This is a genomic window from Enterococcus sp. AZ171 (assembly GCF_051714005.1).
Taxonomy (GTDB): Bacteria; Bacillota; Bacilli; order Lactobacillales; family Enterococcaceae; genus Enterococcus_B; species Enterococcus_B pernyi.
This window is the reverse complement of sequence record NZ_JBIORA010000001.1, coordinates 2,461,457-2,473,460: the sequence shown is the minus strand read 5'-3', so window position 1 is coordinate 2,473,460 and position 12,004 is coordinate 2,461,457. Positions and strand designations below refer to the sequence as shown.

10 protein-coding genes are annotated in these 12,004 nt (G+C 33.3%); all 10 read left to right on the top strand.

The genetic code is table 11. The annotated features are described in order from the left end of the window. The first annotated feature begins 460 nt into the window (after positions 1-460). The 10 genes from IGJ49_RS11940 to IGJ49_RS11895 all read left to right on the top strand — a co-directional run bounded on the left by IGJ49_RS11940 (position 461) and on the right by IGJ49_RS11895 (position 11,991). The gene (locus tag IGJ49_RS11940) at positions 461-1,108 is read left to right on the top strand and encodes a hypothetical protein (protein WP_438723620.1); all 648 of its coding nucleotides are present in this window, start codon (positions 461-463) and stop codon (positions 1,106-1,108) included. A gap of 640 nt (positions 1,109-1,748) precedes the next feature. Beyond that, positions 1,749-1,985, top strand: coding sequence for a hypothetical protein (locus tag IGJ49_RS11935; RefSeq protein WP_438723618.1), 237 nt, complete (start codon positions 1,749-1,751; stop codon positions 1,983-1,985). A 21-nt stretch (positions 1,986-2,006) separates the two neighbouring features. Beyond that, positions 2,007-2,828 (top strand): hypothetical protein, encoded by an 822-nt coding sequence (locus IGJ49_RS11930; protein WP_438723617.1) that lies wholly within the window; start codon positions 2,007-2,009, stop codon positions 2,826-2,828. A gap of 29 nt (positions 2,829-2,857) precedes the next feature. Beyond that, on the top strand, positions 2,858-3,157 hold the full coding sequence (locus IGJ49_RS11925) for a PrgI family protein (RefSeq protein ID WP_438723615.1): 300 nt from the start codon (positions 2,858-2,860) through the stop codon (positions 3,155-3,157). Positions 3,158-3,277: 120 nt separating this feature from the next. Next, the gene (locus IGJ49_RS11920) at positions 3,278-5,617 is read left to right on the top strand and encodes a VirB4-like conjugal transfer ATPase, CD1110 family (RefSeq protein ID WP_438723613.1); all 2,340 of its coding nucleotides are present in this window, start codon (positions 3,278-3,280) and stop codon (positions 5,615-5,617) included. Between the two features lie 4 nt (positions 5,618-5,621). Further along, positions 5,622-8,285, top strand: coding sequence for a lysozyme family protein (locus IGJ49_RS11915; protein WP_438723611.1), 2,664 nt, complete (start codon positions 5,622-5,624; stop codon positions 8,283-8,285). Between the two features lie 38 nt (positions 8,286-8,323). Next, on the top strand, positions 8,324-9,253 hold the full coding sequence (locus IGJ49_RS11910; protein WP_438723610.1) for a hypothetical protein: 930 nt from the start codon (positions 8,324-8,326) through the stop codon (positions 9,251-9,253). A 12-nt stretch (positions 9,254-9,265) separates the two neighbouring features. Then, positions 9,266-9,637, top strand: coding sequence for a hypothetical protein (locus IGJ49_RS11905; RefSeq protein ID WP_438723609.1), 372 nt, complete (start codon positions 9,266-9,268; stop codon positions 9,635-9,637). Between the two features lie 41 nt (positions 9,638-9,678). Then, positions 9,679-10,785 carry a hypothetical protein gene (locus tag IGJ49_RS11900; protein WP_438723608.1) on the top strand — a complete coding sequence of 369 codons (1,107 nt, stop codon included), beginning with the start codon at positions 9,679-9,681 and terminating at the stop codon, positions 10,783-10,785. A 60-nt stretch (positions 10,786-10,845) separates the two neighbouring features. Further along, entirely contained in the window at positions 10,846-11,991 is a 1,146-nt protein-coding gene (locus IGJ49_RS11895) for a hypothetical protein (protein ID WP_438723607.1), read from the top strand. Positions 11,992-12,004 lie beyond the last annotated feature (13 nt).

Here is a 12,004-nt window from a genome sequence, read left to right as displayed (position 1 = left end):
GATATAAAACTAGTTCAATGATTAATTCTTTTTTTAATTATTTCTTTTTATAAAAATGAAGCAAATATGTGTGGATTAAATTGATTATATGAATCAGTATATCTTGTGTGAAGAGAGGGAAGTAAAAACAAACATCATCTAGATACAAAAATAGATAATGTTAAAGAACATGTTTACCAACCAACTTCTGAAATAGCAAAGACAGATTTTCTGGTCCCCACATCGTATATAGATTACCTTTTAAAATACTTTTCTATTTTTTTGATCTCTAAATCCTTGCTTTTAAGCAAGGTATACATAACAGTTCGCTATTTTAAACGATGAAAATTTATTGCTGTGTGGAAACATCTTTTTTTTGTTTAGAATTTTTTTGTAAAAATTTGTTTTTTGTTTTTCATTCTTCCATATAATTTTTTTTAGAAAATTTAGGTGTTTATGTATAGAAATGGAGGAATAATAGATGAAAAAATTTTTGATTCAATTATTAGATAAGGCAGTTGTTAAGTATCCATTTATGTCGAGAATATATATTCATAGTGAGTTGAAGGCTAATCGGAAGGTATTTGAGAAATACAGAGGAAAGTATGATACTACTGATAATTTATACGCACGTTTTAAAGATATACGAGAACTGGCATTAAAAAAACAGCTTTCTAGTTTAAGATTTAAACAAATGTGTCTTATGTATTATGATAAAAATTTTTATCTAAGTGACTACTATATGTATTTGATCAATATGAACCAACAAAAACTAACTATTCCTCAAATACCAAGAGATTTTAAGTTGTGCTTAGAAACTGAAACATTACAGTTGAGGAAAAAATTATTATTTTTAATTGAGCATCCACATTTAAATCCACGCCTGAATGAAGATTTTACGAAGGATATGATTGGCCGAACCACCCCCAGTTTAGTATTGCCAGATATATATGTAATGAGTTTATTAAAAAATCGGGTGGAGGGAGCGCAGTGGTATTCATCAATGAGAATAAAATCCGAAAATAATTATACCCTGGCCGCCATTAAAACACGTGCATTATCTCAAGCAGAATCAGCTATTTTTAGACGTGTACCAATTGCTAAGTCAAGAGAACATTATTTCCGTTAGTTTGATCAAGTGCTGCAACAAAAAAAAAAAAAAAAAAGAAAAAATGACACAAAATGAAAATAAAAAAGAAATGTTACTAATATGAATATATTCAATCAAAAAAAGAGGTGGAAATGATGTCAAGTGTTTGTTGTTTTATGACAGGACTATGTTGTTTGTTTCGTTTAGTTTTTAAAATTATTTTTAAAATTATCCCTCTTCCATTTAAATTTATACGCTTTGCATATAAATGTATGGAAAGAAATAAACAAACAAGAAATGAGGAATACTCAAATAGAAGAAGAGAGTACTCAATTAAAGATAAACGTTTCAAAAATAATAGACATAAAAGTAGAATGTCGACTTTGGATCGCCGTTCTAGAAATAGTTCATTGAGTTCAATTAGTAGTTTACGTAGCTTACCGACACCAACTGTTTATCTATCAACTAGAGAATCACGTTAACTAACTGAACTTTTCAACTATTTTGTTTATAGAAATAAAAACAGTAGTTATCTTGAAAAAACGAAAAAAAAAATAAGGTGTGTATCAGGTATAAATGATACATATCTTTTTTTATAAGGGGAGGTACGGCGCTCTAAGTAAAAAAATAAACAATTAATTTTCATTAAAAAATAGTCAAGGAAAAAGGAGTAAAAGAAATGTCAAATACAGATTTACTGACACAAGTATTTAGTTTGATTACAAAGTTTACACAAGTTGGTGGAGGACTATGGCTAATCTGGGGAATAGTGATGATGGCTGGTGCGTTGAAAGATAAAAATGGACCGCAACTACAAACGGCGATTTGGCAAGTAGTCGGTGGAATGTTGATTCTTGTAGCTGCGTTATGGTTCAGTTCATCGTTTGATGTTGGTTCTTTAGTAGGAGGTCGCTAAATAAACAAGGGAGTGTCTTAATTGGGCGGAGCAGTAATGAATATCTTCAAACAGATTATGTATTATCTGAATGGAGAAGATTTAAGAAATATTTTGAGTTTAGATTTACAACAATATTTATATAATGCCTATGTTTTTGTAATTGATCTGCAGAAAACTGTAGTTGGTCCAGTTGCTTATGCTTTATTAGCTATTTTTATCCTACTTGAATTTCAAAAAATTTCAATGAAAGTAGAAGGAGCAGGTGGGGCAGCGACCTTAGGTTTTGAGATGATTATCAAAGCATTCATCAAATTTGTTCTTTGCTATATCGTAATTTTGAAAATTCAAGTTATTCTCGATGGAATTATTGCTATTACATCGTCCTTAACGAGAAGTATATTAAATGGTGCTGGGCAAAGCCATTTGAACGATTTATATGCACGTGTTGAATCAGTTGTTAAATCATTAGCTTGGTGGGATCAATTAGTTATCTTATTGATTTTTTGTATCATGTTTTTAGCTGCATTAGTTGTCAGAGTATTGATTCAAGTAACGATCTACATACGATTTTTAGAATTGTATATCTTTTGTGCAATGGCACCAATACCAATGGGAGCTCTACCAAATCAAGAATTTTCATCTTTGGCGAAGAATTTTTTCAAAAATTTTGCAGCAACAGGACTACAATCATGTTTTATTGGCCTCGTATTAGTGATTTATCCGTTTATTTTTGAAGAAATTTTGAATAACTATAGTAATGGGGTTTGGGGAATTATTCTCGGAATTACAATCTATATGATTGCATTGCTATTCTCCATCAATAAAACAAAAGGCTGGGCGAAAACACTTGTTTCTGCTTAAGCTTAATTTTAACAAAAAGGAGAAAAATGATGGCAATTGAAGTGAAAGTTCCAAAGGATATTAAAGAATATAAAGAGAAAATTATTGCTGGCATGAGTATGAAGCAACTTTTAAGCGTAAGTTTAGCGATTGTTTTAAATATCGTTTTAAGTATTGTATTGATTAAAATTTTGGGAATGAGTATGGATATCGCGAGCTGGTTTATGATTATTCTTTCGATACCTGTTGTTTCTTTCGGATGGTTTAGAAAACATGGTCTCGCTTTTGAAGTTTTTATGAAATACTTTTTTAAATACCATTTCAATCCTGGAAAAAAATCAAAAAAATAAAATATAATAAAAAGAATCAATTTGTAGAGTAATGATATAAGTAGTTGATGTTCTTTCATAAAAAATGGGAAGAACATCAATTTTCTAAATGGTTATTTTTAGGAAAGGGAGAGGATAGCTATGCTCAAAATGTTCAGGCAAAGAGTACATAGTGAAAAAGCAACAGTAAAAAAAGTAAAGAAAGATATGACGATGATTGAAAGTGTTCTACCTTATGAAAAAATGTATGAAGACGGTATTTGTTTGTTAGAAGAAGGCAAGTATTCCGCATCTGTTGAAGTGGCAGATATTAACTACCAGCTTTCTTCAGAAGAAAGTCAAATTAATATTTTTTCTCGTTATTGTGATTTTTTGAATTCTTTAGATCAACGAACAAATATACAACTAACCTTAAGTAAAGTAAAAAGACATACGAATGAACTAAAAAGCATTGTACTATATCCTCACAAAGAGGATTCATTTAATCACTATCGTGATGAAATGAATCAAATTGTTTCTGAAAAAGTAGAAGAAGATAAAAATGGTTATAAAAAGTCAATTATTTTTACCTTTACCCAAAGCCATACTAGCTATGAAATCGCTAAAAAAGAGCTCCGTTTACTATTGGATCGATTTGAAAATTATTCACAAAAAATTGGTTCTTCGATTCACTGTTTGACTGGTGAAGAAAGAAATCGATTAACTGCCAAAATATTTAATCAAACTTATCAAGCAATAAGTATAGAAGATAAGGCACGATTATTACCAAATTCAATCAATTTTAAGCAAAATAAAAAATGGATTGAATTAGACGATGAATTAGCCCAAGTCATTTACTTGGAACAATATCCTTCAGAATTATCTGATCAATTTTTATTTGACTTACTGGAGATTCCACGAGAATTACTAATTTCTTTTCAGATTAAACCAATAGAACAATCAGATGCATTTGATTTAGTTCGTACAAAATTAGCATTTATGGAACAGCAAAAAGTAGATGAACAGAAAAAAGCACTCAAAAATGGCTATGATTTTGATATGTTACCTTATGAGTTGACGTATTCGTTAAAAGAAGCAGAAAGTTTGCTGGATGATTTACAAAATAAAGGCCAAAAACTTTTTTCATTAACAGCATTAATCTATATCAATGCGAAACAGCAAAGAATACTTGAGGAAATCAAAGAAGAAGTTTTTTCCGTAGGTCGAAGATATGGTTTTAAGTTCTCTATTTTAGATTATATGCAAGAAATCAGTTTACAATCAGTCTTGCCTTTTGGGAACAACCTCATGCCAGTAGATCGTACCTTATCGACAGCAAGCACAGCTATATTTTTGCCGTTCACGGTTTCTGAATTGATTCAAGAAAACGGTAAATATTACGGGGTAAATGCCATTACAAAAAATATTATCTCCATTGATCGTAAACAGTTAAAAGCACCTAACGGTTTTGTGCTTGGAACACCTGGATCAGGGAAAAGTTTTTCAGTAAAACGAGAAATTGTCAATGTTTTATTAAGAGATGAAAAAGACGAAATCATCATTATTGATCCAGAGAGAGAATACACGTTGATTGCAGAAAACTTTAAGGGCGAAGTAATTAAGATTTCTAGTGATTCGAAAACTCATATCAATCCCTTAGATATAAATGAACATTATGGCGATGACGTTGATCCAATTGTCATGAAATCCGAGTTTTTGATTTCCCTATTTGATTTGATTATTGGCGGGACAATCGGCTTGACCTCTACGCAAAAAACATTGATAGACCGAGTTTGTCGTCACCTATATGAAAAATTCTATCAAGAAGGTATTCATAGACAACCAACTTTACTAGATTTTTATGATTTATTGAAACAGCAACAAGAAGAAGAGGCTAAATTGTTAGTGATGGATCTAGAAATTTATATCGAAGGAAGTTTATCTGTTTTCTCAAATGAAACGAATGTCGATATAAATAAACGTTTGGTTGTTTATGACATCAAAGATCTAGGAAAACAGCTGAAAACAATGGGTATGCTAATCGTTTTAGACCAAGTATGGAATCGAATTACTGAAAATAGAAGTAAAGGCGTTCGAACATGGTTGTATATCGATGAGATGCAATTACTCTTTACAAATGATTACGCAGCAAACTACTTCTTTGAATTGTGGAGTCGTGCACGAAAATGGGGGGCAATTCCTACTGGTATTACACAGAACGTTGAAACCTTGCTTTTATCTGATCTAGCAAGACGGATGCTTTCTAATAGTGATTTTGTCATGATGCTAAATCAAGCAAAATCAGACCGTACCCAATTAATTCGCTTATTTGATATTTCAGAAGAACAAGAAAAATTTATGATCAATACAAATGAAGGGGCAGGATTATTGGTTTACGGCGATACAACTCTGCCATTTTACGATAAATTTCCTAAACATACTCATTTATACAAAATGATGTCAACAAAACCTGGTGAAGATCAGGAGATAAATGAGGGATGACAAATTGAGATATGAAAATAGAAATAATGAAAGTAACAGGAGTTATCGGCTTCGTCAATCTATGCGTAGAAATTATCGACTCACCAGACAATCCAATTATCAGCACCATCGGATAGTTGGTACGATACCGAAAACATATGTTGTAACTCGTTCTGTTTCTAATTCAACTACTTCTAGTGCTAGAAGTCAAATTATCAATAAGCATCGCAGATTACAAGCTTTAAGAAAAAAAGCAGGAATACAAAAATCCAGTGTTTATGATGGTAATCCGATCGATAAAATGGGAGGCGTCGCTCCAGGATTTGATCGGCAAAAGAAGAAAAGATTATCTGCAGTACAAAAAACAAAAGAAACATTAAATCCTAATAGTAGCCGGAAGAGAGCTATTCTTCGGTCAGGATCAATTGGTAGTCAGAACAATGGTTACCATGGGAAAAAGTCGATTTTAAAAGTAGGACATAAAGTAAACTCCTCAAAAAAAATTAAGTTCAGAAAAAAATTAGATGACAAATTAAAATCAGCAAAATCTGCTAGGTCAAAGAAGAAATCGACTGCTAAAGGATTATTTTTACAAAAATTGCTAGATAAATTTGGGCGAGATAATGAAGGTAACTTGAATATTTTTGGAATTATTTTAGCAATTATCATGATTATTCCTATTTTAGGAACGTCTATCATTATTGTTGCTATCTGTAGTGTTGTTATTGCAGTCGTTTGCGCAGTATTAGCAGTATGGCTATTTATCGTGGATCTATTCACCATAAAAACTGAAGATATGGCAATTACACAAGCTTATCAATATGTGACTTGGTTAGACGCTAGTAAAAATAAAGAAGTTTATGAACGCTACCAGCAATTAAAAGAAGAAAAAGACAAAGTTTATTTTCTTGTCAATGGAGCGGCATCAGATCCAGAGCAGTTTATGTATCGATCTGATGGAGATAAATATTTGTATTATTTAAACGCGAAATACGAAGTTTATGATATTGATAAAAAAATAGGTAGCAGTTCCAACATTTTTGGAGTGAGAACGATTAAAGGCGAAGTGGAAAAGATTCATGAGTATACCTATCATTACGATGTGACAGAAGAAACAAAAGATACAGAAAAAACGATTACGACTGTTGATCCAGATTCAGGAGAAGAAAAAGTTGAGAAGGTGCAGGAAACTCAGGATATCGCTACCATAAATGTTACAGCAAAAACACTCCAACAATTTGTTGATGAAAATCCAAATACCTTAACGGAAGATCAAGAAGATCGATATTATCCTATTCAAGATTTGGATCGTTTTGAAAACAAAATTTTTCTTGATAGCCCGTTAGGTGAAGGGAATACTGCGACTGTTACAGAAAATTTTGGGTATCAAGGAAGAGATCCGAACACGATTCATCCAGGTATTACGATTACTGTTAATGGACGAGTTCCAGTTTATTCTACATTAGATGCTTCAATTGGGGGTGTCGATAATGACAGCTTATGGTTATGGACAAACATTAAAAAAGATATTTGTTATTGGGATATTGAAGATATCCAAGTAAAAAAAGGTCAAAAAGTAAAACGAGGTCAACTTTTAGGCTATGCAAACAGTAAGTTCCAAATGGCTGTCAAAGAAGTTCGTCCAATCAATCGTAAATATTATAACTATCCTGCGATTTTCTTTGACGATCTTGCCTTTAATTATGAAAGTAATACGGGGTATCATGCAGGAAGCGGTGGATTGACAGGGGAATTATTAAATCCACCAGCAAATGTCACGAAATGGCGTGAACTAGTTAAAAAAGCAGCTGAAAAATACGAGATTGTCGGCTATGAGAATTTGATTTTAGCCATTATTTGGGAAGAATCAGGTGGCTTAGTCGAACAAACACCAGATATTATGCAGGCGAGTGAATCACAAGGAAAAGATCCTAATACTATTGATTCACCAGAAGAATCAATTGATGCAGGAACAAGATATTTAGCAATATTATTAAAACAAGCTAAAAGTTTGAATTTAAGTGATTATGCTGCAGTCCAAGCTTATAACTATGGTGGTAGTTTTTTAACATGGTTAGCAACAAAAAATATTGATTATTCGTTTGATTGGGCAAAAGATTTTGCAGCCGAAAAAAGTAATCGCCAAATTGTGGAGTACAAACATCCGATAGCTGAACAGCGTGGCTATAATTGGCGATATAAGTATGGCAATATGTTTTACGTTGATTTAATTACGCAGCATATCATGAAAGATGATCATGAACTAGTAAAAATTGCAAAAGATGAAATTGGAAATTCTGATGGCTCTAGATATTGGAGATGGTATGGTTTTATCCGAGAAGTAGAATGGAGTTCAATCTTTATCTCGTGGGTGGCTGACCAAGCAGGATATATTGATCAAGGAAGAGTACCGAAAGTAGGAAATACAATTGATATGGTTAACTGGTACAAAAATAATGAACGTTATAAAACAACTGAGGAAAACTATATACCACAAGCAGGAGATCTGGTTTTCTTTGATTGGAAAGGAACGAAGACAGGAAAAGACCATGTGGGTATCGTAGAGTATTCAGATGGCAACATCATTCAAACTATTGAAGGAAATTCTGGAGGAACAGTCAAACGTAATACTTATGATATCAATAACCAATCTATTTCTGGTTATGGCTTGACTGGAGCTACCAAATAATAGTTAAAAAGGAGGGAAATCATGTGTTAAAGAATTTATTGGAAACCAAAGAAGGGAAACGACTTACTATCTTAATCGTATTAGCTTTCTTTTTTGCGGTGGGTGTCCTTATTCTGTTTTCTTTTTCAGATGGTACATCGAAGGAGCTTGCCACACAGGATAGTAAAATCCAGAAAAGTATAAAAGATGTCACAAGTTCAAGTGAATATGCAAAAAAAAATGCAGTGGTTTATCAAGGGACCTGGTATTCTAATCGGTCAGACAACATGATTGTAGAGTTGAAATCCGATGGTAGCTATACGGCATCTGTCTGGTTAAGTAAAGGAACCTATTCTTTAAACGGCGATACGATGGTATTGAAAGATGAGAGGCAAGGAAGCAAAAAATTTAAGCTGCAAACAAAATCAGGTCAAACTATTATGTTCCTAAATGAAGATAACGAAGAAATTTATCTATATCCAAATGAAGATTTACTGAAGGAATCAGAGAATCAACAAGAAGAAATTGATGATGACCTAAGTAATCTTGTCAATCAAAAATGGTCAGATATCCTTTATCAAAATAGCTGGGAATCTAAAACGGGAAATACTAAGTTTAACATTACTTTCTATCAAGATAAATATGTTCAGACAAAAGAAGAATCTGATGGTAAAAAGGAGTCTTATACTTTTGAGTATCGAATTATTTCACAAGAAGTAGAGGAAGAAAAATCAACTTACAAGATTTCTAGAACTTCTGAAACTGGTGAAGTTGATGAAGTGACGTTTACAGTTTCGGAAGGAGATTCAACTTATGAGCTAGCTGGAAATACAGGAACCTTTTTATGGGTGCCTTCTTATGAAAAATTGAAATCAGAGGTGCAACTAACTCAAGATGGGACGACAAAAGAAGATGCTCCTTTGGAAACAACTATAACAACGGATGAGAATGGCAATAAAGTCACTATTACTGAAGAAACAGCAAATTAAGGAGTGAGGTAATTGAATATTAGTCCAGAAAAAGACCCAGAAATTCGACAACTTGAAAATGGAATGGAGAAAATGCCTAAACAATCAATGGGTATGTTACGAAAGCTCTTTTCAACATTAGTGAATTTAGGAAAGAAAATAAAAAGTTTTATTCTCAAAAGAAATAGAAGCATAGATCTGACAGGAGCGAATAAAAGTTCTATTACAAAAGACACTCGAAGAGCTTCCAGCGATTCTATTTCATTGAAAAAGGAAAAGTTTCAAAGCAGAGCACATAAACAAAAACAATCATTACAAAAAGTAGTTTCAAAAGCTGTTGAAAAAGCCAATAAAGCGAATCAGAATCTGGATAGAACTGTCTCATTCGATCGAACACGTAGCTAACAGAATGAAAGTTTGGAGGGATAACTATTAAAGACAGTCATATGTTAAAAAACATGAAGCGTTTCAAGATTTTGATGCCAGTCTTAGCAGCCGTTATTCTAATCGTTTTATTAGGTACATTCTTTTATGAGAAAAACACGGTAGATACTAGTACTACTGATTCTACGAATTATAAAGAAGCTACTCTATTAAAGAGTCAGAGTGCTGAGATTACATTAATTAAAAAGAAACTTGAACAACTAATGAATGAACAAGGATATTTAGCAGAAAACGTAAATGATAATGATGTAGATACGTTAACGACAACAATAGACGGCATCAAAGAAATGCTAAATAAAAAAGAAGAAACTAAAGAGGTTTCGGAAAAAGATCTTGAAAGCATGCAAGAAAATGTCGAAGAAATTGCATTAAAAATCCAACAAATCAGGAATAAGAAGAATCTTCAAGATATTATCAATAAATTATTTGTAGGAAATGAATTAGCAATTAACGGGGAGGAAGTTGATGCTTCATTACCGGTTAAATCGACAATCATTTTAAGTAAAATCGAAAAAATTAATAACCAAGTGGCTGAATTAAAACTGGCTGATAAATGGAAAGAAAGTGTTGATCAGATTTTAGAAAATGCTACTTCTCAAATTAAATTAGCTACACAAATTCAATCAAACTTGAATAAGTTTTATGATTCAGAAGGCAATATTGATAAAACAGCTGATTTTTCAAAACTATCAGAAATTGAACAATCACTTGAACAAGTCAAAAATAATGAACAAAAACAAGCTTTTTCTGAAAAAATCGAAAAAATTAAAGTAGTCCAAGCAGAAGTTGCTAAAGAAGTAGAAGCAAAGAAACAGCAAGAAGCGCAACAAAAAGCGGAAGAAGAAGCGAAGAAACAGCAAGAAGCGCAACAAAAAGCGGAAGAAGAAGCGAAAAAAGAGCAAGAAGCACAACAAGCACAACAAGCACAACAAGCAGCAGAAGAAGCCGCAAGAAAACAACAAGAGGCACAACTAAAAGCACAAGAAGAATACCAACGACAACTAGCCGAACAACAAAAACTAGAAGAGTATCAACGGCAACTTGAAGCATATCAAAAACAATTAGAAGAATACCACAAACAATTAGAAGAGCAACAAAATGTGAATTAAATTTTTGGAGGAAACTCAGGAAATAACTCAGGATAAAAAACAATAAAAGGGGTGAGTATCGTGGAGTTAATCCCAAAAGAAAGTAAGATAGTCACTCCAAAGGATCTGTCTGATTTAGAAACAAAAGGTATTTTAAAGAAAAGCGGTTCTTCTAAGAGTGAAAATCATGTGACTTTTGGCCCAACGACCATCATAGAAGAAGGGGAAGAGGAACAACAAACTACAGTGGAGATGCAAAGTTCACCTCCACCACAAGCCCCATTTAAAAATGATCAATCGTTTGAGGAGGAGCTAAAAAAAGCGATACAGCAACGTCGACAGGAAAGAAGTGCGAAAGGTTTAGTGGATAAAGTGGTGGAAGGCCCGACGCCTGTACTACAATCAAGCTCGAGTGCAAGAAATAGTAACTTTGAAGCTGAACTGAAAAAAGCAGTACAACAACGTCGACAGGAAAGAAGTGCGAAAGGTTTAGTAGATAAAGTGGTGGAAGGTCCGACGCCTGTACTACAATCAAGCTCGAGTGCAAGAAATAGTAACTTTGAAGCTGAACTGAAAAAAGCAGTACAACAACGTCGACAGGAAAGAAGTGCGAAAGGTTTAGTGGATAAAGTGGTGGAAGGCCCGACGCCTGTACTACAATCAAGCTCGAGTGCAAGAAATAGTAACTTTGAAGCTGAACTGAAAAAAGCAGTACAACAACGTCGACAGGAAAGAAGTGCGAAAGGTTTAGTGGATAAAGTGGTGGAAGGCCCGACGCCTGTACTACAATCAAGCTCGAGTGCAAGAAATAGTAACTTTGAAGCTGAACTGAAAAAAGCAGTACAACAACGTCGACAGGAAAGAAGTGCGAAAGGTTTAGTGGATAAAGTGGTGGAAGGCCCGACGCCTGTACTACAATCAAGCTCGAGTGCAAGAAATAGTAACTTTGAAGCTGAACTGAAAAAAGCAGTACAACAACGTCGACAGGAAAGAAGTGCGAAAGGTTTAGTGGATGAAGTGGTGGAAGGTCCCACACCATCATCTTTATTGAGTGGACGAAATGCTATTTTTGAAGAAGAATTAAAGAAAGCTGTCTTTAAAAGACAACAGCATCAAGATAAACGCTTTTTGAAAGATTTGCGAGTTGAAGCCGAAGCGAAAAGTCAACGACAAAATCAGACAGAGAAACAACAAAATGAGAAAAAGAGAGAAGAAAAAGAAAAATGATCGATCGGTTGAA

Coding starts and splice junctions, on each gene's coding strand:
- IGJ49_RS11920 (WP_438723613.1), top strand. CDS start 3,278: ATGCTCAAAATGTTCAGGCAAAGAGTACATAGTGAAAAAGCAACAGTA.
- IGJ49_RS11940 (WP_438723620.1), top strand. CDS start 461: ATGAAAAAATTTTTGATTCAATTATTAGATAAGGCAGTTGTTAAGTAT.
- IGJ49_RS11900 (WP_438723608.1), top strand. CDS start 9,679: ATGTTAAAAAACATGAAGCGTTTCAAGATTTTGATGCCAGTCTTAGCA.
- IGJ49_RS11925 (WP_438723615.1), top strand. CDS start 2,858: ATGGCAATTGAAGTGAAAGTTCCAAAGGATATTAAAGAATATAAAGAG.
- IGJ49_RS11935 (WP_438723618.1), top strand. CDS start 1,749: ATGTCAAATACAGATTTACTGACACAAGTATTTAGTTTGATTACAAAG.